The sequence below is a fragment of the Fusobacterium ulcerans genome, assembly GCF_003019675.1.
Classification (GTDB): Bacteria; Fusobacteriota; Fusobacteriia; order Fusobacteriales; family Fusobacteriaceae; genus Fusobacterium_A; species Fusobacterium_A ulcerans.
On the sequence record NZ_CP028105.1, the window covers coordinates 2,027,909 to 2,048,532 of the forward strand.

Annotated in this window: 20 protein-coding genes; 13 read left to right on the plus strand and 7 right to left on the minus strand. The window is 30.5% G+C overall.

Going from position 1 to position 20,624, the window contains the following annotated elements; translation table 11 throughout:
* Positions 1-2 precede the first annotated feature (2 nt).
* From C4N20_RS09480 to folK, 8 genes are read left to right on the plus strand one after another with little or no spacing between them, the layout of a single operon-like run.
* Complete coding sequence (locus C4N20_RS09480) at positions 3-2,408, plus strand: sensor histidine kinase (protein ID WP_005979409.1); 2,406 nt, start codon at positions 3-5, stop codon at positions 2,406-2,408.
* 2 nt (positions 2,409-2,410) lie between these two features.
* The gene (gene ileS, locus C4N20_RS09485; RefSeq protein ID WP_005979411.1) at positions 2,411-5,212 is read left to right on the plus strand and encodes an isoleucine--tRNA ligase; all 2,802 of its coding nucleotides are present in this window, start codon (positions 2,411-2,413) and stop codon (positions 5,210-5,212) included.
* Between the two features lie 8 nt (positions 5,213-5,220).
* Positions 5,221-5,676, plus strand: coding sequence for a signal peptidase II (gene lspA / locus C4N20_RS09490; protein WP_005979414.1), 456 nt, complete (start codon positions 5,221-5,223; stop codon positions 5,674-5,676).
* A gap of 13 nt (positions 5,677-5,689) precedes the next feature.
* Complete coding sequence (glyQ, locus tag C4N20_RS09495; RefSeq protein WP_005979416.1) at positions 5,690-6,559, plus strand: glycine--tRNA ligase subunit alpha; 870 nt, start codon at positions 5,690-5,692, stop codon at positions 6,557-6,559.
* Positions 6,560-6,617: 58 nt separating this feature from the next.
* A complete protein-coding gene (gene glyS / locus C4N20_RS09500; RefSeq protein WP_005979418.1) occupies positions 6,618-8,690 on the plus strand; it encodes a glycine--tRNA ligase subunit beta in 2,073 nt (690 codons plus the stop codon).
* Between the two features lie 60 nt (positions 8,691-8,750).
* Entirely contained in the window at positions 8,751-9,782 is a 1,032-nt protein-coding gene (locus tag C4N20_RS09505; RefSeq protein ID WP_005979420.1) for a PTS sugar transporter subunit IIC, read from the plus strand.
* A 15-nt stretch (positions 9,783-9,797) separates the two neighbouring features.
* Positions 9,798-10,358, plus strand: a complete 561-nt coding sequence (folE, locus tag C4N20_RS09510; protein WP_005979422.1) for a GTP cyclohydrolase I FolE — start codon at positions 9,798-9,800, stop codon at positions 10,356-10,358.
* A gap of 18 nt (positions 10,359-10,376) precedes the next feature.
* Positions 10,377-11,225 carry a 2-amino-4-hydroxy-6-hydroxymethyldihydropteridine diphosphokinase gene (gene folK, locus C4N20_RS09515; RefSeq protein WP_005979424.1) on the plus strand — a complete coding sequence of 283 codons (849 nt, stop codon included), beginning with the start codon at positions 10,377-10,379 and terminating at the stop codon, positions 11,223-11,225.
* 87 nt (positions 11,226-11,312) lie between these two features.
* Here the strand turns inward: folK and C4N20_RS09520 are convergent, their stop codons facing one another.
* Complete coding sequence (locus tag C4N20_RS09520; protein WP_005979427.1) at positions 11,313-12,944, minus strand: FAD-dependent oxidoreductase; 1,632 nt, start codon at positions 12,942-12,944, stop codon at positions 11,313-11,315.
* A 74-nt stretch (positions 12,945-13,018) separates the two neighbouring features.
* Positions 13,019-13,579 carry an alkyl hydroperoxide reductase subunit C gene (gene ahpC, locus C4N20_RS09525; protein ID WP_005949472.1) on the minus strand — a complete coding sequence of 187 codons (561 nt, stop codon included), beginning with the start codon at positions 13,577-13,579 and terminating at the stop codon, positions 13,019-13,021.
* Positions 13,580-13,786: 207 nt separating this feature from the next.
* On the opposite strand from ahpC, the gene folP reads away from it, so the two are divergent.
* Positions 13,787-14,605 (plus strand): dihydropteroate synthase, encoded by an 819-nt coding sequence (gene folP, locus C4N20_RS09530; protein WP_005979429.1) that lies wholly within the window; start codon positions 13,787-13,789, stop codon positions 14,603-14,605.
* Positions 14,606-14,737: 132 nt separating this feature from the next.
* On the opposite strand, the gene C4N20_RS09535 is transcribed toward folP, so the two are convergent.
* From C4N20_RS09535 to C4N20_RS09550, 4 genes are all read right to left on the minus strand, one after another.
* A complete protein-coding gene (locus C4N20_RS09535) occupies positions 14,738-15,562 on the minus strand; it encodes an SIMPL domain-containing protein (protein WP_005979431.1) in 825 nt (274 codons plus the stop codon).
* A 12-nt stretch (positions 15,563-15,574) separates the two neighbouring features.
* On the minus strand, positions 15,575-15,913 hold the full coding sequence (locus tag C4N20_RS09540) for a hypothetical protein (RefSeq protein WP_005979433.1): 339 nt from the start codon (positions 15,911-15,913) through the stop codon (positions 15,575-15,577).
* Positions 15,914-16,035: 122 nt separating this feature from the next.
* On the minus strand, positions 16,036-16,680 hold the full coding sequence (locus C4N20_RS09545) for a DUF421 domain-containing protein (protein ID WP_005979436.1): 645 nt from the start codon (positions 16,678-16,680) through the stop codon (positions 16,036-16,038).
* Positions 16,681-16,692: 12 nt separating this feature from the next.
* Entirely contained in the window at positions 16,693-17,139 is a 447-nt protein-coding gene (locus C4N20_RS09550; protein WP_005979438.1) for a DUF3290 domain-containing protein, read from the minus strand.
* A 142-nt stretch (positions 17,140-17,281) separates the two neighbouring features.
* Here C4N20_RS09550 and C4N20_RS09555 point away from each other — a divergent pair, with 142 nt between their 5' ends.
* Complete coding sequence (locus tag C4N20_RS09555) at positions 17,282-17,938, plus strand: SMI1/KNR4 family protein (RefSeq protein WP_005979440.1); 657 nt, start codon at positions 17,282-17,284, stop codon at positions 17,936-17,938.
* 50 nt (positions 17,939-17,988) lie between these two features.
* Here C4N20_RS09555 and C4N20_RS09560 read toward each other — a convergent pair whose 3' ends face one another.
* On the minus strand, positions 17,989-18,585 hold the full coding sequence (locus C4N20_RS09560; protein WP_005979442.1) for a hypothetical protein: 597 nt from the start codon (positions 18,583-18,585) through the stop codon (positions 17,989-17,991).
* 339 nt (positions 18,586-18,924) lie between these two features.
* Between C4N20_RS09560 and C4N20_RS09565 the strand changes: the two genes are divergently transcribed.
* The 3 genes from C4N20_RS09565 (at position 18,925) to C4N20_RS09575 (ending at position 20,599) form a co-directional block, all read left to right on the plus strand.
* The gene (locus C4N20_RS09565) at positions 18,925-19,449 is read left to right on the plus strand and encodes a hypothetical protein (RefSeq protein WP_005979444.1); all 525 of its coding nucleotides are present in this window, start codon (positions 18,925-18,927) and stop codon (positions 19,447-19,449) included.
* A 198-nt stretch (positions 19,450-19,647) separates the two neighbouring features.
* A complete protein-coding gene (locus tag C4N20_RS09570) occupies positions 19,648-19,875 on the plus strand; it encodes a hypothetical protein (protein WP_005979446.1) in 228 nt (75 codons plus the stop codon).
* A 43-nt stretch (positions 19,876-19,918) separates the two neighbouring features.
* Entirely contained in the window at positions 19,919-20,599 is a 681-nt protein-coding gene (locus tag C4N20_RS09575) for a hypothetical protein (protein ID WP_005979448.1), read from the plus strand.
* Positions 20,600-20,624 lie beyond the last annotated feature (25 nt).

A 20,624-nucleotide genomic window follows, 5' to 3' on the forward strand; every position in this document is an offset into this window, starting at 1 on the left:
TGATGAGAATAAAAAAGAATTCTCTTCTTATTAAAATAATATTTTATAACGATATAGCAATAATGATAACCTCTGTTACTATTGCTCTTTTTCTGATTTTCATATCTTTTGAAAGTCTTGAAAATAAAGTGGTAGATTCAGGAAGGGATAAAATAATCCTTTTGAGCAGAGGATATAATGCTGCAATGATAAATGCAAAAGATGATCTTTTTCAAATATCTAGAAACATAAATGTACTTGCTGGAAAAAATCTGAATAGTACCCTTACATATAATACAGTAGCTAAGCTTATAAGAAATCAGCTTACTAAAAAAAATCTCAAGATGTATTCTGAAAGTTTAATTACCATAGTTTCTGCTGATGGGACAACATTGGGAGAATCAGGAAATGGAAAAGATTATTTCAGAATAGATGAAAGAAGCAGACATATACTTGAAAAAAACCTTTCAAGAAGTGAAAGTGAAATGAGTAATTATTATTTTTCCAAGGTAGGTAAAGATATATATGCAAGAATACTTCTGCCTTATACTTCTGAAGGAAATAACAGCAAGAAAAAATTTATTGTAATGACTATGCCTATAAATGACAATGTTCTGAATGAATTGAGAAACTTTGTAGGTTTAACTGAGGAAGATAAAATATTTCTGGTAGTTGATAATACATATCAACTGGGGGATATGAAATTAAAAAAAGGTGAAAGATTCTTTAAGAAAAAGCTAAATTTAGAGTATGACTATTTTTATGGAAAGAAAACTGTAGATAATAAATCATACTATCTTTCAATGTATAATATTCACAATTACAATAAACAATATATAGGAAATATAGGAATAGCTCTTTCTGGAGAAAGTATACTTAGGACTAAAGTTAAAGTTTCTTTTTCAATACTGTTGATAGTAGTAGGACTTATAGTAACAAGTACAACTATTTGTGCTCGTATATTTTATGAGCTTTTATCTCCTCTCAATAAACTTATAGATGCTGCTGAAGGAATAAGTAAAGGAAATTACGATTTTACTCTGGAAAATGAAGATGTAGAAGAGATAAGAACACTTTCAAAATCTTTTGAGCAAATGGCTGAGAGTGTTAGAAATAATGAAAAAATGATGAAAGAAAAAAATATAAAATTACAGGAAAATTTAAATAGAATTGATGCTATTGAAAAAATTCTTATGGGATTGCAGATAGAAGATGATATAACTTTAACTGTAAGAAGCCTTCAAGCAGCATTTACTTCTGAAATGGGATTGGGATACAGCAGAGCTATGTATTTCAGATACAGCAGAGAGATAGATACCCTTGTGGGAGAATGTTCTCATGTAAATAGTGTAGTAAAAAATGATATGATGAAAGCTGAAAAAGAGGAAAGTGATGGATTTGAATTCCAGATAAGTACTCTTACTAAATTGGTTGCTCTTATGAAGATTCCTTTTAAGGATGACAATCTTTTAGGAAAGGCATTAAAGGAAAAGAGAATTATCTATCATAATGATAAAGGTTATAAATATAATCTTGGAAATGATCTGTTTAAAAGTTTAGGAATTAATAATTTCTTGATATTTCCTGTATATAGTGAGTCTAGAAATTATGGTTGTATTCTTGTAGATTATTTTGGAAAGGATAATCTGATTTCTCAGGAAGAAGCTGAACTTATGACACTGTTATGTATAAATACTTCTATTAGAATTGGAAATAAAATGCTGGAAGAGGAGAAAATAGACTATGAAAGAACTGCCACTATTGGTAAGCTTGCAGATAGATTCTTTGGAAGAAGAGAAGATTCTTTGAAAAAAATAATTTCTGTTGTTGAAAGAATGACAGAATGCGATTATAATAATAGTTGTCTTAAAGATGGTATAAATTCTATCAGAGATGAAGTAATTAAAATAAAACATGAAAATGCCATATTAAAAGAGTATTCTAAGAGCTATGTAAATAATATGGAAATAATAGAATTTGAAAAATTCATGTATGATGTTATAGAAAAAATGCAGCCAGATCTGGAAGCTAATAACATAACACTTTCTCTTTTCATTAATTATAATGGAAAGATAATGGGAGATAGAAAACAACTTGAAAAAGCATTTAATGAATTAATAAAAAATGCTAAGCAAGCTGTTATGAGTAAAGATACAAGCAGCAAAAAAATTAATTTAATAGTAACAAAAGATAAGAATATAGATAAAATAAGGATAAATATAATAGATAATGGAATAGGAATGACTGAAGAGCAGCTTTCTAATGTGTTTGATCCATTTATAAGTTTTAATGAAAATACTCCTGGATTAGGGCTTGCATTGGTACAAAGAATTATAAAAGACCATCATGGAGTAATTAAATTCTCATCTAAGATAGATGAGGGAACAGATGTAAAAATAACTTTAAATGTATATAAGGAGGAGATTTAACAATGAGCGAAAAAGATTATGGTGCTACATTGAACCTTCCGAAGACGAGCTTCCAAATGAAAGCCAATCTTCCGAACAAGGAACCGAAATTTATAAAAATGTGGCAGGAAAAGGATATCTATTCAAAGGGCTTGGAGAAAGGAACTCAAACTTTCATTCTGCATGATGGACCACCATATGCAAATGGTGAAATTCATATAGGACATGCTTTGAATAAAATTCTTAAAGATATAATCTTAAAATATAAAAGATTAAGAGGATATAAAGTACCATATGTACCTGGTTGGGATACACATGGACTTCCTATTGAACTGAAAGTTACTGAGAAATTAGGATCAAAAGCAAAAGAGATGTCAGCAGTAGAAATCAGAGAATTATGTGCTGAATATGCTAAAAAATGGGTAGGAATCCAAAGAGAAGGATTTGTTAGATTAGGAATATTAGGAGATTGGGAAAATCCATATCTTACTTTAAAACCAGAGTATGAAGCAAAACAATTAGAAGTATTTGGAGAGCTTTATGAAAATGGATATATATTTAAAGGGTTAAAACCAATATACTGGTCACCAGTAACAGAAACAGCTCTGGCAGAAGCAGAGATAGAATATAAAAATGTATCATCACCTTCAATATATGTAAAAATGAAAGCTAATGCTGATCTTTTAGAAAGATTAGGGCTTACTGAAGAAGCATGGGTAGTAATATGGACAACTACACCTTGGACTCTTCCTGCAAACGTTGCAATAACTTTAAATCCAGAATTTGAATATGGAGTATATAAAACTGAAAAAGGAAATCTAATCCTAGGAAAAGATCTTGCAGAAAAAGCATTTACTGAAATGGATCTTGAGCAATTTGAATTAATAAAAGAATTCCAAGGAAAAGATTTAGAAAGAACTACTTATCAACATCCATTCCTTGACAGAACTGGATTAATTATACTTGGTACTCACGTAACTGCTGATGCAGGAACAGGTTGTGTACATACAGCTCCAGGACATGGACAAGATGACTATGTAGTAGGAGTTAGATATGGGCTTCCAGTTATTTCTCCGATCAACAATAAAGGGGTATTAACAGAGGAAGCTGGAGAATTTGCCGGATTATTCTATGCACAGGCTAATAAGGCAATATGTGCTCACTTGGAAAAATCAGGGCATTTAATGAAATTAAAAATGATAGAACACTCATATCCACATGACTGGAGATCGAGAACTCCTGTTATATTCAGAGCTACAGAACAATGGTTTGTAAATGTAGAAGGATCAGATATAAGAGAGAGAGCTTTAAAAGCTTTAGATGATGTTGAATTCATACCAGCATGGGGAAGAAATAGAATTGGATCTATGCTTGAAACAAGACCTGACTGGTGTATCTCAAGACAAAGAGTATGGGGAGTGCCAATTCCAGTATTCTTTAATGAAGCAACAGGAAAAGAGATATTCAACAAGGAAATTCTTGCAAGAATAGTTGGAATAGTTAAAAAAGAGGGAACAGCAGCATGGCTTAAATATACAGCTGAAGAACTTATCGGTGAAGAACTGATGGAAAAATATGATCTTAAAGGCTTAGAACTTAGAAAAGAAACAAATATTATGGACGTTTGGTTTGACTCAGGAGTATCTCACAGAGCAGTGCTTGAAACAAGAGGAGATCTTTTACACAGACCAGCAGATATGTATTTAGAGGGATCAGATCAGCACAGAGGTTGGTTCCAAACATCACTTTTAACTTCTATAGGTTCTACACATGATGCTCCATTTAAAAAGATACTGACTCATGGATTTGTAAATGATGGAGAAGGTAAAAAAATGTCTAAGTCAGTTGGAAATACAGTAGTTCCATCTGATGTAATAAAACTATATGGAGCAGATATCCTTAGATTATGGTGTGCTTCTGTAGATTACAGAGAAGATGTAAAAATATCTGACAATATCTTAAAACAAATGGCTGAAGCTTACAGAAGAGTAAGAAATACAGCAAGATACATATTAGGAAACAGTAATGACTTTGATCCTAATACAGATAAAGTTCCATATGAGCAATTAATGGAAATAGACAAATGGGCATTAAACAAGCTTGAAATACTAAAAAGAAAAGTTACAGAAAATTATGATAGGTATGAATTTTATAATCTTTTCCAAGATATTCACTATTTTGCTGGAATAGATATGTCTGCGTTCTATCTTGATATAATAAAAGATAGATTATACACTGAAGGAACTAATTCAATAGAGAGAAGAGCAGCTCAAACTGTTATGACAGAAATTTTAGTTACTCTTACTAAAATGATAACTCCTATACTTTCATTTACTTCAGAAGAAATATGGGAAACTCTGCCAGAAGTATTGAAAGACAGCGAATCAGTTTTATTGACAGACTGGTATGAAGAAAATGATCAATATCTAAATCCTGAGATAGAAAATAAATGGATAGAGATAATTAAAGTGAGAAAAGAAGCTAATAAAATACTTGAAAAAGCAAGACAGGGAGAAAACAGAATAATTGGAAACTCACTTGATGCTAAAGTAATACTTCATTCAACAGATGCAGAAATACAAAAATTCTTAGTTGAAAATAGAGAGAAACTCGAACTTGCTCTTATTGTTTCAGAAGTAGAGATTGCAGAAAATGCAGATGATACTTTTGTAAAGGGAGAAGAGGCTCAAGATCTTTATATCAAAGTGCTTCATGCTGATGGTGAGAAATGTGAAAGATGCTGGAAATATTCTACTGAACTTGGAAAAGACTCTGAGCATCCAACTCTTTGTCCAAGATGTGCAAGTGTACTAAAGAATAGCTAGGAGATAATATGATCTATATAATTTTAGTCTTTATACTGGTTCTATTAGACCAAATATCTAAATACATCGTTGATAAAAACTTTTTTGAGGGAGATACTATCGGTGTACTGACTGATTTTTTCCATTTTACATATGTAAAAAATAGAGGAATAGCCTTTGGGATGTTTCAAGGGAAGCTTGATGTAATAAGTATAGCTACAGTTATAGCAATTGTAGCTATTGCATATTATTTGTATAAGGGCAGAAATAAAATGCCTTTATTAGAAAAATTAGGATTTACTTTTGTTTTAGCTGGAGCAATAGGAAACATGATAGACAGAATATGGAGAGGATTTGTCATTGATATGATAGACTTTAGAGGTATCTGGTCTTTTGTTTTCAATCTAGCTGATGTATGGATAAATATAGGAGTTGTATTGATACTTCTAGATTACTTTTTTGCAGAAAAAAAGAAGAAAAAATAGAGGAGGATTAAAAATGACATTTCAAGAGATAATTTTTGCTCTTCAAAAATACTGGAGTTCTAAAGGATGCGTATTGGGGAATCCTTATGACATCGAAAAAGGTGCAGGAACATTTAACCCTAACACATTCTTAATGTCTTTAGGACCTGAACCATGGAATGTTGCTTATGTAGAGCCATCAAGAAGACCAAAAGACGGAAGATATGGAGAAAACCCTAACAGGGTTTATCAACATCATCAATTTCAGGTTATTATGAAACCATCTCCATTAAACATTCAGGAACTTTATCTTGAAAGTTTAAAAGTATTGGGAATTGACCCTGAAAAACATGATATTCGTTTTGTTGAGGATGACTGGGAGTCACCAACTCTTGGAGCTTGGGGACTTGGTTGGGAAGTATGGTTAGATGGTATGGAAGTTACTCAGTTTACATATTTTCAACAAGTAGGTGGGTTAGAACTAGATCCTATACCTGTAGAGATAACTTATGGATTAGAAAGACTTGCTCTTTATATTCAAAATAAAGAAAATGTATATGATCTTGAATGGGCACCTGGAGTAAAATATGGAGATATGAGATTCCAGTTTGAATATGAAAACTCAAAATATTCATTTGAATTAGCAGACTTAGAAAGCCATTTCAGATGGTTTGATGAATATGAAAAAGAAGCAGCTAAGATTTTAGATGCAGGATTGGTTCTGCCAGCTTATGACTATGTATTAAAATGCTCTCATACATTCAACGTTTTAGATTCAAGAGGAGCTATATCTACAACTGAGAGAATGGCTTATATTTTAAGAGTTAGAAACTTAGCAAGAAGATGTGCTGAGGTTTATGTACAAAATAGAAAGGATCTAGGTTACCCTCTTTTAAAAAAATAGTTGATTTTGAGAAAATTATTTTATTAGAGTGGATTGAAATGGAAGAGGAGGAAGAACATTGAGATTACTATTTGAAATTGGAATGGAAGAACTGCCTGCAAGATTTCTAAATCAGGCATTGAAAGATTTAAAAAATAATTTAGAAGCAAAACTTAAAGATGGAAGAATTAGTTTTAAAGATATAAAAACTTATGGAACTCCTAGAAGATTGGTTTTAGATGTTCATGAACTAGGGGAACAACAGGAAGATCTTAATATAGTTAATATGGGACCAGCTAAAAATGTAGCTTATGGAAGCAATGGAGAAATATCAAGAGCAGGACTTGGATTTGCTAAATCTCAAGGAATAGAAGCAGAAGATCTTGAGATAGTAAGCACTCCAAAAGGTGAATATATAGCTGCAAGAAAATTTATGAAAGGGAAAGAAACTAAAGAGCTTCTTCCTGAAATATTAAAAAGTCTTGTATTGGAATTAAACTTCCAAAAATCTATGACTTGGTCAGACAAAAAATTAAGATTTGCAAGACCAGTACAATGGTTCTTAGCACTTTGTGATAATGAAGTAGTAAAATTTGAAATTGAAGGAATGGAAAGTGGAAACAAATCTAGAGGACACAGATTCTTTGGTAAAGAGTTTGAAGTAAATACTATAGATGAATACTTTGAAAAAATAAGAGAAAATAATGTAATAATAGACATTGAAGAAAGAAAAGCTCTTATTAAAAAGCTTATCAATGAAAACTGCACAAATTCTGGAGAACAAGTACTTGTAGAAGATGAACTTTTAGACGAAGTAACTAACCTTATAGAATATCCATGTCCTATAGTTGGAAGCTTTAACTCAGACTTCTTAGAAGTACCACAAGAGGTCCTTATAATATCAATGGAAGTACATCAAAGATATTTCCCTATACTTGATTCAAATGGAAAACTTCTGCCTAAGTTTGTAGTTGTAAGAAATGGTGTAGAGACTTCTGAACAAGTAAGAAAAGGAAATGAAAAAGTATTATCTGCAAGACTTGCTGATGCTAGATTCTTCTATCAGGAAGATTTAAAATCACCTCTTGCTGACAATATAGAAAAATTAAAAACAGTAGTATTCCAAAAAGATCTTGGAACTATTTATTCTAAAATAGAAAGAGCAACTGAAATAGCAAAGTATTTAATAGATACTCTTGGATACAATGACAGAAAAGACAGTATTTTAAGAACTGTATTACTTGCTAAAGCTGACCTTGTTTCTAATATGATAGGAGAAAAAGAGTTTACTAAACTTCAAGGATTTATGGGAGCAGATTATGCACTGAAATCTGGAGAGGGAGAAAAAGTTTCTCTTGGTATAAAAGAGCACTACTATCCAAGATTCCAGGGAGATAATCTTCCTACAGAATTAGAAGGAATAGTAGCAGGAATCTCTGATAGATTAGATACATTAGTAGGATGTTTTGGTGTAGGAGTTATCCCAAGTGGTTCGAAAGACCCATTTGCTCTAAGAAGAGCAGCTCTTGGAATAGTAAATGTAATACTTAATTCAGGATTAGATATTTCTTTAAAAGCTTTAACTGAAAAAGCATTAGATGCTCTTCAAGGATGTGGAGTATTAAAAAGAGATAGAGAGACTGTACTTGCAGAAGTATTAGAGTTCTTCAAGCAAAGAGAAATGAATATCTTTACTGAAATGAAATACAGCAAAGATATAGTTACAGCAGTTCTTAATACTAACAGCGATAATGCTGTAGAAGCTTTGGAAAAAATAAAAACTTTAGAAGCTTTTGCTAAAGAAGAAGCATTTGAAACACTTCTTCCAGTATTAAAAAGAGTTGGAAATATTTCTAAAGATCATGAAAAAGGTATCATAAATCAAGATTTATTCAAAGAACCAGTAGAGACTGAATTATATAATTTCTCATTGGAATTAAATTCAAAAGTAATAGATGCTTTAAATAATAAAGACTATAATAGATATCTTCAAGCTATAGTTTCAGGAAAAGATATCATCAATAGATACTTTAATGAAGTAATGGTAATGGACAAAGATGAGGATGTTAAAAACAACAGACTTTCTCAACTTAAATTCCTAGCTGATCTATTTATAAAAATGGCTGACCTTAACCAGATAGAAGAAAGATAATATAATACTTGAAGAGCCTGAGAAATCAGGCTCTTCTCATAAAGAATAAAGGGGAAGAAAGTGGAATCATTAAAAAGTTTTTTTAAAAGGAAAAATATAGAGATAACAGTAAAAAGATACTGTATAGATGCCTTTAGCCATATGGCTTTAGGACTTTTTTCAACACTTCTTATAGGAACTATACTTAATACAATAGGTGGAAAACTAGGAATAACTTTTCTTACAGATGTTATCTGGAAAATAGCAAGAGATATGACAGGACCAGCTATTGGAGTAGCAGTTGCCTATGGACTTCAGGCACCTCATCTCGTATTGTTTTCATCTACAATAACTGGAGCAGCAGGAGCTATTTATGGAGGACCAGTAGGAGCTTTCATAGGGGCAGTAGTTGGAGCAGAATTTGGAAAAATGGTATCTAAAGAAACAAAAATAGATATAATAGTGACTCCAGCAGTTACTATCCTTACAGGAGCATTGGTTGTATATTATGTAGGGCCTGGAGTGGCAAGATTTATGGAGGCATTTGGAGCTTTCATAATGTATGCAACAGAACTTCAGCCATTCTATATGGGAATAATAGTATCAGTAGTAGTAGGGATAGCATTAACACTTCCCATCAGCAGTGCAGCACTGTGTATGATGGTGGGGCTGAGCGGATTAGCAGCAGGAGCTTCTACAGTTGGATGCTCTGCACAAATGGTTGGATTTGCAGTGATGAGTTTTAAGGAAAATGGATGGGGAGGTCTTGTAGCACAAGGACTGGGAACATCTATGCTGCAAATAGGAAATATTGTTAAGAACTGGAAAATATGGATACCTCCTACATTGGCTTCAGCTATATTAGGACCAGTATCAACTGTAATATTGAAATATCAAAATATTCCAATAGCAGCAGGAATGGGAACAAGTGGACTAGTAGGACAATTTGGTACTCTTTCTACCATGGAAGGGTTAGGAAGAGGAGGAGCATCTCTTTATATAGGGATCCTAATGCTTCATTTTATTCTTCCAGCTGTACTTACACTTCTCATAGCTAATTTTATGAGAAAGAAAAATTGGATAAAAGATGGAGATTTGAAATTGGATCTGTAATTTCAAAGGAGAAAAATGAAAAAAATAGATGTAGATAAGATAGAAAATGCCTTTAGAGATATACTGGATGCTTTAGGAGAAAATGTAAAAAGAGAGGGATTGGAAGATACACCAAAAAGAGTGGCACAAAGTTATGGGGAACTTTTTTCTGGACTTTTTCAAAATCCTGAAGATGTACTTAAAAGAACATTTGAAGTGGAAAAGAATGATCTCATAGTAGAAAAAAATATAGATTTTTATTCTATGTGTGAACATCATTTTCTGCCTATATTTGGGAAAATAGATATTGCCTATATTCCAAATGGAAAAATAGTTGGATTTGGTGATATAATAAAAGTAATAGATATACTTTCTAAAAGACCTCAGATACAAGAGAGACTGGGAGCTCAGATAGCTGATGCAATATATGAAACTCTTAATTGCCAAGGGGTAATGATAATCATAAAAGCTAAGCATATGTGCATGACTATGAGAGGAGAAAAGAAAGTAAACAGTGAGATAATAACAACTTCTTACAGAGGTGTATTTGAAGATGATGCTGTGAGAAGAATGGAGATTCTTTCACTGCTAAAATAAAATTTTATGGAGAATGTCATGGATAAAATATATATCAACAACCTTGAATTCATAGCATATCATGGAGTATTTCCAGAAGAAAAGAAGCTGGGACAAAAGTTTTTAGTTTCAGCAGAGATGACAACATCAACTAGAGAAGCTGGAAAAACTGGTAATTTGAAAAAGTCTACTCATTATGGACTTGTAGCTAATGATATAGGAGAAATATTTACTGGAAAAAGCATAGATTTGATAGAAACTTGTGCTGAAGATATAGCAGAGATGATATTAAGTAAGTATCCTTTGATTTCTGAAGTAAAAGTGACAGTAAAAAAACCTTGGGCACCTTTGCAGATGCATTTTGAAAATGTAGCTGTAGAGATAACAAGAAAAAGACATACAGTGTATCTTTCTATAGGATCTAATATGGGAGATAAGAAACAAAATCTTCTCACTGCTATAGAAAAGATAAAAGAGCTTAAAAATACAAGTGTTGGAAAAGTAAGTACTATTGTTGAAACAGAACCCTTTGGAGTAAAAGAACAGGATGATTTTCTCAATGCCTGTCTTGAAGTGAAAACGCTTCTATACCCTCATGAGCTTTTAGAAAAGCTTTTGGGAATAGAAGAGGAGATGGGAAGAAAGAGAATAAAAAAATGGGGACCTAGAATTATTGATATTGATATACTTCTTTTTGATAAAGAAGTAATAGAAGATGATGATCTGGCTGTACCTCATCCATGGATGTGTGATAGAAGCTTTGTTCTTGATCCATTGTGTGAAATAGCTCCCAATGTAGTTCATCCTTTAGAGAGAAAGAGCATTTTTAATCTAAAGAGAGCTTTGGATGAAACTGTAGACGAAAAAGAAAATGAAATATTGAGTTAAAATATGAAGGAGAATGTAGAAATATGTTCTTCTTTTTATATAATAAAAAGAGCAGTCTCTAATCAGATTGCTCTTTTTCAATATCAACTACATTAGTGTTTCAATTACTTCATCTATGTTTTTCTGTCCAAAGAAGATATCTTTGTCATTGATTATCATAGCTGGAACACTCATAATATCATATTTTTCTTTGAAGTCAGGGAATGTGAATACATCAATAACTTCAACATTTACATTTTTATTCTCTATAGCTATTTTTTGTGCTGCCTGAACAGTCTCAGGGCACTTAGTACAGCTAAGTGAAATTCCTATTTTTATACTTACAGGAGAAGAGATATTCTGAATGTTCTTCATAGTATCATCAGATATTTTCTGTCCTGGTCCAGCTATATTGTACATAGCAAGGATAAAGGAATTTAATTCATGTCCGCTAGGAAGTGAAGAGAATTTAACTCCTGAAAAATCTCCATTTTTATCTAAAATAGCTATTGTTGGAAATCTGTCAGCTTTTATTTTCTTTTCAAGTTCAGGATTTTCACCTTTTTCAAAAGAGCTGAATTTCAATTTATCAGAAACAGAAGATATTTCTTTTACCATAGCCTCAATCATTGAAGATTTTTCCACAGCAGAATCTTTTACAACAACAAGCTCAATATTATTTTCGAATCTTGAAACAATATCTCCAAGCTGTTCTTTTAGACTACTGTCAAGCAATTCCACTTCTTTAACTTGAGCGTGAGAAGTACTCTTGCTCTCTTTTTCCTCTTTTGTCAGTCCGAGTTTTTCTCTTAAATCATGGACATATTTTTCAATATTTACAGCAGCAACAGCACCATCTGACACAGCAGTAACAAGCTGTCTTAGTTTTTTAGGTCTGATATCTCCAGCTGCATATACACCTTTTACATTAGTTTGTAAATCTTCATCAGTAGGGATAAAGCCATATTGATCAAGTTCTATATGATTTTTGAAAAGTTTACTTTGAGGCTCATAACCTACAAAAATAAATATTCCAAAAGATTTTCCATCTTTAGCTTTGTATTCAGATATTTCTTCAGTTACATTATTTTTGAATACAGCACTTCTTAATTGGATATCTCCTTTAGCTTCAAGAAGTTCAGTATTGAATCTAACCTCTATTTTAGGATGATTTAAAACTTTCTCTGCTATTGATTTAGCACAAGTAAATTCAGGTTCTCTTGCAATTATAGTAACCTTTGTAGCATATTTTGTAAGGAATATTGCTTCTTCAGCAGCAGCAAAGCCAGCTCCTACTACAAAAACTTCCATTCCAGTAAAAAATTCTCCATCACAAGTAGCACAATATGCTACCCCTCTTCCTGTGTATTCTTCTTCTCCAGGAAAATTGAGTTTTCTAGGTGAAGCACCAGTAGCAAGAACTACTGAAAGAGCTTTGTATTCTCCAGAAGATGTTTTTACAGTTTTTATATCTTGTGAAAAGTTCATATCTTTCACTTCATCAGAGATAAATTCAACTCCAAAGCTTTCAGCCTGTTTTTTCAGCTGAGCTCCAAATTCACTTCCAGATATTTCAGTTATTCCAGGATAATTGACTATTTCATTAGTCAGACATATCTGTCCTCCAGCTTTATCTTTTTCTATAATAAGGACATCCATCATGGCTCTTCCAGCATATATTCCTGCTGACAATCCAGAAGGTCCTCCTCCTATCACTATTAAATCGTATATTCTTTCCATATCGTTTCCTTTCTATATCTAAAAAAAGAGGAGACTTCTGAATGAATCTCTGTCAGTCTTCCTCTTTTGTATTTTTAAAGTTTTCCAACAAGATCAATAGTTGGTTTTATAGTATCACTTCCAGGTTTCCATTTAGCAGGGCAAACTTCTCCATGCTCAGCCACAAATTTAGCAGCCTGAAGTTTTCTAAGCAGTTCTCCAGCTTCTCTTCCAATACCGTTGTCATGTACTTCATAAGCTACAATAACTCCTTCAGGATTGATGATAAAGCTTCCTCTTAGAGCTAAACCTTCCTCTTCAATCATAACTTCAAAATCTCTAGCTAATTTTCCAGTAGGATCTGCAAGCATAGGATATTGTACTTTCTTTATTCTGTCTGATGTGTCATGCCATGCTTTATGCACGAAGTGAGTATCTGTAGAAACTGAATATACTTCACACCCCTCAGCTTTAAATTGCTCATAATGTTCTGCCAGATCCTCAAGCTCTGTAGGACATACAAATGTAAAGTCTGCTGGATAAAATACTACAGCTGCCCATTTCCCCTTCATAGATTCATTAGTTATTTCTTTAAAGTCTCCCATATGGTAGGCCATTGTTTTAAATTCTGATACTTTTTTTCCAATTAACGACATAATATTATTCCTCCTTAATTAATTTGAATTACTTTATTTTGTAATAACTTTTAATTTGCAATTATTATATTTTGATTATATAATTAATTACTTGCTATGTCAAGAATTATTTTTCAGTATTTTCTTGTTTTTATTTTCTACTTATATTAAAATCTATATGTAGAGGTATTTTTATTCAAAAAAAATTAGAAAAAAGAAAGGAGAAAAATGTTACTTAAATGCAGAGACAAAGAGATTGAACTTGGAAAGAGAACTTTAATAATGGGAATACTTAATGTAACACCAGATTCTTTTTCAGATGGAGGAAAGTACAATAATATAGAGATAGCTGTAAAACAGGCTGAAAAATTAATAAAAGATGGGGCAGATATAATAGACATTGGAGGAGAATCAACAAGACCAGGGCATGAGCAGATATCTGAGGAAGAAGAAATAGCAAGGGTAGTTCCAGTGATAGAAAGAATAAGCAAAGAACTTGATACAATAATTTCCATAGATACATACAAGTATAAAGTGGCAGAAGCAGCATTAAAAGCTGGGGCACATATAGTCAATGATATATGGGGATTGCAGTATGATAAGGGAGAAATGGCTGAGCTAGTAAAAAAATATGATGTTCCCCTTGTAGCTATGCACAATCAAAATAATAAAATATATGAAAAAGATATAATTTTAAGTATGAGAAAATTTTTTAAGAGAACATATGAAATAGCAGATAAGTATGAGATAGACAGAGAGAAAATAATACTTGATCCAGGAATAGGATTTGGAAAGGATATAGAGCTTAATCTGGAAGTATTAAGCAGAATGGAAGAATTAAGAGATTTAGGAAGAATACTTTTAGGAACTTCAAGAAAGAGATTTATAGGAACAATATTAAATGATGCTCCTGTAGATCAGAGAGTGGAAGGAACTGTTGCTACAACTGTAATAGGAATAGAAAAAGGTGCAGATATAGTGAGAGTCCATGATGTTCTTGAGAATAAAAGAGCTGCTATGGTAGCTGATAGAATTTTAAGGAGATAAAATAAATTTATAAATTAAAAAGAGTTTGTAGTTATTGAGATGTAAATGATTTCAAAATAATAAACTGCCTTTATAGAGAGAGATAAGATAATAAAAATTTCTCTACTATGTAAGGCAGTTTTTTATGTAGAATTATTTTACTTTTTTTACCATATCAAAAGAGCAAACTAAAGTTACAGAAATTTTAAAATCCTGAGTTACTGAAATAGGAATAGGAGCTTCACTTTTGCTTATTGATTCAGTGCTTTTAGCCTTCATATTGAAGTTTGCAATTCTGTTTTCAACTCTATTTACAGAAGCACCTTTATTTTCATAGACATTTCTAAGATCTCCAAGCTGGCTGTTTCCAGTTTTAGTAAGTATTTTAGCCTGATTAACAGCATCTTCCATGGCAATTTCATAAGCTTTTAGTTTTGCTTCTTTTTTAGTTTTTTCTGATACTCCATAAACTATATCACCAATATATCTTATATCAGTAGGTTCAATTTTTTTAAGAACTGCTCCAACATCTGTTGAAATATCAAATTTTACTTTTATTTCATGGTTAACACTTGCTGATTGAGATACCACTGATTTAGAAGCAGTATTAGAAGTGTATCTAGTTGTTGCTATATTTTCTGGTTTTACCCCAATTGAGATAAGATAATCTTTAAATTCTTTAATAGTTTTAGCATTCTCTTCAGAAGCCTTTATTTTGTTCTCTTTATCATTTCCAAATGCTACTGAACTTTCTTCAGTTTTAAGTCCAAAGTTCATTACAAAAAATTCTGGGTTTAGATTAACTGTTCCTTCTCCAATAATATCATTAAGTTTACCAATGATAACATATTCTCCTTTGTACTGCTCTTTTTCAATTTCATATCTTAATTTTTCTAATTGGTAAAGAGAATTATTATCTTCTCCATAAGCACTGAAGCTTAAAATAATTAACAATAAAAACCAACATTTCTTCAACATTAACTGCCCCCTTTATTCTATAATCAAATTGTCTTTTGTATCTTCCACATCTAGTAATATTTTGATATTATCTAAGAGGCATTTTCTTTTTTCTTCAAGAGTTTGGTAACGTGTGTATTCCAGAGAAAAATAGATTTTTTGAGATTTAACTTTTGATAAAAGTTCCATTACATCTCCAACATAGTATTCATCTTTTATTTCTTCCAATTCCAGAAAATTAAGATTAAAAAATTTTTCCAGTTCATAAAATATATTTTCCAATTCATGTTCCTGAAGATCTTTTTCTGATTTTAAAACTTTTTGCTGAATAAGTAAATTTTCTCTAAATCCATATTTAAAACTATATGACATAAGCATACCTCCAATCAGTACTTTATAAGAGTATACTTTGTTTTATAAGGTGCAGTCAATCTTATTTTTTCTTTAGAGTGATTTAGGGCTAAAATTGTGAGATAATTTTTTAGAAAATTAATTTATTTTTTTCCTGTTTTGTATGGATAAATGATAAGTTTTTTTGAAATATATTCTCCAATGTAGACTTGAGAAAGTTCAAAATCTGATTCTTTAAGCTTTTCAAACACCCATTCTTTATCTTTCTGGATTAATTCCAAAACGTCTTCATTTATCTGTCCATCAGCTATAAGGGGATATTTAATATTATCTTTTTCGTCAATTTGCACTATAGTAAATTGTCCATTTTGTTCAAGGACAACCCTTTTTAGACTGCTTATATGATATACTCCAGCAGAACGAAGTTTGAAAGTTAAATCATTAGCTGAAATGCCATACTTCATACATTCATCTGTAAGTATATTTCCATTTAGTATTAATGTTACAGGGCGTCCATCTAATAATCTTTTTGCATATCTGTTATGTATCTTTATAAATTTAAGTCCAAATATCAAAAGAGTCCAGATTATAAGAACCAGAAAAAATTCCAGAGTAGTAATGGAACGATTGTATATAACCCCTCCAATAATTCCGCCAAGAACATAGTTTTGTACCTGATCCATAGCAGATGTAGGGGCTAGATTCCCCTTACCCATTAGATTTATTTGAAAAGTCAGACATAGTATTCCTAATCCTAATTTAATAAAAACATCATAAAAAGAAATCATATTCATCTTCTCCTATTTATCAATTATCTCTATATTTAAATTTAAAAGTTTAACTTTATCCAATGAATAAAATTGAAAACTATTGTTGAAATTTACCCGATAATAGTCTTCATTCATTTTGATAATCATGCCATTATATAAATAAGTGCTGTTGGCTAATATTTTTTCAATAGGAATATTTTCCTCTTTGCTCAATTCTTTTAAAAAATAGACTGCTTGTGAAGTTTGAGCAGATACAGCTTTACTTCTGCTGTAATGAGTATATTCTATTCCAAGCATAAGAATAATACTCAATATTGAAATAATAATAAGGTCACGATATTTAGATGAAAGTCTGTTTTGTAAGTACTTTATTATTGTAAAGAAAAAGAATAGTAAAATAACAAACCCTATTAAATATTTAAAAATATTATTTATTTTAGATTGATTTTCAAAATACTGATATGTGTAAAACAGCATAAGCAGACTCCTTTAAAAATATTTATTGTATTTAAAAAATTTTACAAGAAATAAGAATCCTTTCCTTTAAAAATAAAACAGAAATAAAAACCCTAAATATGATATACTTAAAATAATTATACTGGAATAGAAGGGGGCAAATATGGAGATAAAAATTATTAAGGAAAAATTAGAAAAACTAATAAAGCTGGATAAAGATTTTTCTATTTTTGGTTCAAGTTCACATGAATATATAATAAATCCAAAGCTTACAGAGGAAGAGATACAAAACTTTGAAGAGAAAAATCAAATAACTTTGCCAGATGAATATAGAGAATATTTAAAAAATATAGGAAATGGAGGAGCAGGACCATTTTATGGACTCCTTGAATTAGAAGATAATGATAATAATTTAATGGATTTATCTATGGAATTTCCATACACATATGATAAACCTTTAAAATTGTTTGAAGTATATGAAACAATGGATGAGATGGATGATGAAAATGAAGAGGAACAGGAGCAATTTCTGAATGAAATATATGAAAAATCTGTAAGAGGAATTATTTTTCTGACACATGAAGGATGTGGAATGTATAGTGTCCTTGTTGTAAAAGGAGAAGAATATGGAAATGTATGGTATTTTGATTTTGCTAATGATGCTGGAGTTTATCCCTTAACAAGTGAAAAAACTGGAAAAAGTATGAGGTTTTTTGAATGGATGGAACTATGGATTGATAAATCTTTAGCTTGTGTAGAAAAGGGAGAAGAGGAACTCAAAGGATATGCATTTTATATAAAAGATATTGGGGAAGAATAATAAAAATGAGGATGGTTTTTAGTCATCCTCATTATTTATTTTATTAATTTTTAAGATTGACTTGCAGTGTCACTATTAACAGTTTTATCAAGAGTTTCTTCAGTTTTTTGAAGAGCTTTTTCTTTAAGTTCATCTAATTTTTTTGAAGCAGCATCCTTAGTTTCGTCAATTTTTTGATCAGCTTTATCAGTATTTTCTTTAACGACTGTTTTTGCATCTTCTACTTTTTGGTCAGCTTTGTTTTTTAATTCTTCAGCTTTTTGAGCAGCAGCATCCTTAGTTTCATCCACTTTTTGAGTAGCTTCATTTTTTAGAGATTCAACTTTTTCAGTAGCTTGAGCTTTTACCTCTTCAGCTGTTTTAGCAGCTTCAGTTTTTATTTCCTCTACTTTTTGAGCAGCAGCGTCTTTAGTTTCATCTACTTTTTGATTGATTTCTTCAGCTTTCTTATCCACAGCATCTTTAGTTTCATCTAATTTTTTATCAGCCTCTTCTTTAACCTCATCTACCTTTTTACCAGTTTCTGTTTTAACTTCTTCAACTTTTTGAGTAGTTTCTGATTTTGCACTTTCTATAGTTTTTTCACCACAACCTGTTAAAAGAACTGTAGTTAAAAGTGCTAATGTAAAAATTGATATTTTTTTCATGATTAATTCCTCCTTATTTTTGTATATATTACTATTACAAGTAGATTATTGTATTTCCTTTAAAAAATAGATCTTTTTATTAAAGAAAATGTTTTTTTATTTTGTAAGCATATTTGTTTAAAAATGTTTTTTTAAATTCCAAGAAATGAAATAAAATATTAGAAAGAAAAAAATAAAATAGAGCAAAAGTCAAAAATTATATCATAGAAAATATTCTCTAAAAAGGTAAAAATGACAAAAAATAGGAGTTTTTTTCTATGAAATATGGTATAATAAAAAACAATTAAGAAATATGAAATCTAAAAATAAATTAAATGTGATAAAACTTGGAGAGATAAAATGTTTAAAGAGATTTCTATTATAGGGAGAACAGCATATGGAATTTATGCTTTAGAAGAATATTTAAAAGAAGCAGGAGAAAATCTAGCTGAATGGGACGTTCTTTTTAAAAAACTGTGGTCTTTTCCAGAATTTGAGTATGTTGATGACTATTCATATATGTTTATTGAGTGTATTCCCCATTGTATACTTGAATTTGAAGATTTTTCATCTGGAGGAGAATGGGAATATTTTACAGAAGATGAGTTTAAAGTTTTACAAAGATTATATAAAAACAGTAAAAATATAGATGTAATAGAACAAGTAATGGATTGGTTAAGAGAGATGCTCAGTGTTCATTTGTATACAGCAAATATCCCTCCAGCACAAGAATCATTGAATATTATGAATGATAAAGTATATCCATTTTTAAAAGAAAAATTAAAAAATATTCCATCAATAGAGCCATTTAAAATATATTCTATTAAAGAAGAAAAATGTTGGGGAAGATTTTATTCCAAGGAAATTTTATTAAAGAAAATATAAATAAAAAAAAGTTTTATAGAAAGAAAAGGCAAGTTTCTGTAATAATGGATTTGAGAAAATAAATTTCCTAAAATAAAAATATATGCTAAAATAAAAACATTAATCAGTACTATTTATAATATTAAAATAATTAATTAATAAGTTAATATAAATATAATAAAGAATTAATCTAGAAAGGTTCTTGAAAGAAGGGGGATCATGAAGACTGAAAAAACTGAAAAAACCGTAAAAGCAACTAAAAAAAAGAAAGTGAAAAAGTATCGTTTTTTAGACAACAAATATGATAAGGAAGATTATGACTTTGTAAAAAAATATTTTGAAATATTGAAAAGTAAATACAAGAAAAATGGAAAAGTTATGATAGAGTTGTTGGAATTTTATGAGAAAAATGTAGCTGTCAAAAATAAAAATAAAAAAGAAGTGTGAGAATGAGGGTTCTTATCTAAAATTATAAAAGGAATGGTAATATATGGAAGATAAAGAGATGGTAAAAGCAGAAACTAAGCCTCAAGCTGCTGTTAAAGGAAAAGCTAAGAAAAAAACTTCAGCCAAAAGAAAGAAAAGGAAAAAAGCTAGTGAGGAAAAAATATATAGAGCAATTGGATGTCGCTTTACAGAAGAAGAATATAAATATGTAGAAAAAATGCTGATTAAACTGGAACCTATATATAAAACTAAAAATAAAATTTTATTGGAGCTTATGAAAGAATTTGTAAGCAGTCCTTTAAATGATGAAGTATTAAATAGAAATGGAAGAATATCTCTTGGAAAATGGGCAACAATATTTAGAAGTTGTGATATAAGAAGGGTATTGATAGTATATCTTCAATTAACAAGAAATCTTTATGCTGCACCTACTAGAAAATATACTAAATATTCTTTTATAGATTTTGAAATGCTGGATACAGATGGAAACAGAATTGGAATTATTGTCAGAAGTGATGATGCACCAGTAGAATTAGATGAAATTGATAATATGAAGAAAAAAATAAAAATGTTTTTATTTACAACTGATGAAAAAAAGAAAAATCTTGGAGATAGAGATATAGAACATATACCTTTAAAAAATGTTTTTGAAGTTATAGAAAAACATAAATTTCTTTTACCTTTTTCTATCGTGAGAAAATTTAAACGTATAGGAAATTTATAATCTAAAATATTTTTTATAAGAAATA

Coding starts and splice junctions, on each gene's coding strand:
- C4N20_RS09480 (WP_005979409.1), top strand. CDS start 3: ATGAGAATAAAAAAGAATTCTCTTCTTATTAAAATAATATTTTATAAC.
- ileS (WP_005979411.1), top strand. CDS start 2,411: ATGAGCGAAAAAGATTATGGTGCTACATTGAACCTTCCGAAGACGAGC.
- lspA (WP_005979414.1), top strand. CDS start 5,221: ATGATCTATATAATTTTAGTCTTTATACTGGTTCTATTAGACCAAATA.
- glyQ (WP_005979416.1), top strand. CDS start 5,690: ATGACATTTCAAGAGATAATTTTTGCTCTTCAAAAATACTGGAGTTCT.
- folE (WP_005979422.1), top strand. CDS start 9,798: ATGAAAAAAATAGATGTAGATAAGATAGAAAATGCCTTTAGAGATATA.
- folK (WP_005979424.1), top strand. CDS start 10,377: ATGGATAAAATATATATCAACAACCTTGAATTCATAGCATATCATGGA.
- C4N20_RS09520 (WP_005979427.1), bottom strand. CDS start 12,944: ATGGAAAGAATATACGATTTAATAGTGATAGGAGGAGGACCTTCTGGA.
- ahpC (WP_005949472.1), bottom strand. CDS start 13,579: ATGTCGTTAATTGGAAAAAAAGTATCAGAATTTAAAACAATGGCCTAC.
- folP (WP_005979429.1), top strand. CDS start 13,787: ATGTTACTTAAATGCAGAGACAAAGAGATTGAACTTGGAAAGAGAACT.
- C4N20_RS09535 (WP_005979431.1), bottom strand. CDS start 15,562: ATGTTGAAGAAATGTTGGTTTTTATTGTTAATTATTTTAAGCTTCAGT.
- C4N20_RS09540 (WP_005979433.1), bottom strand. CDS start 15,913: ATGTCATATAGTTTTAAATATGGATTTAGAGAAAATTTACTTATTCAG.
- C4N20_RS09545 (WP_005979436.1), bottom strand. CDS start 16,680: ATGATTTCTTTTTATGATGTTTTTATTAAATTAGGATTAGGAATACTA.
- C4N20_RS09550 (WP_005979438.1), bottom strand. CDS start 17,139: ATGCTGTTTTACACATATCAGTATTTTGAAAATCAATCTAAAATAAAT.
- C4N20_RS09555 (WP_005979440.1), top strand. CDS start 17,282: ATGGAGATAAAAATTATTAAGGAAAAATTAGAAAAACTAATAAAGCTG.
- C4N20_RS09560 (WP_005979442.1), bottom strand. CDS start 18,585: ATGAAAAAAATATCAATTTTTACATTAGCACTTTTAACTACAGTTCTT.
- C4N20_RS09565 (WP_005979444.1), top strand. CDS start 18,925: ATGTTTAAAGAGATTTCTATTATAGGGAGAACAGCATATGGAATTTAT.
- C4N20_RS09570 (WP_005979446.1), top strand. CDS start 19,648: ATGAAGACTGAAAAAACTGAAAAAACCGTAAAAGCAACTAAAAAAAAG.
- C4N20_RS09575 (WP_005979448.1), top strand. CDS start 19,919: ATGGAAGATAAAGAGATGGTAAAAGCAGAAACTAAGCCTCAAGCTGCT.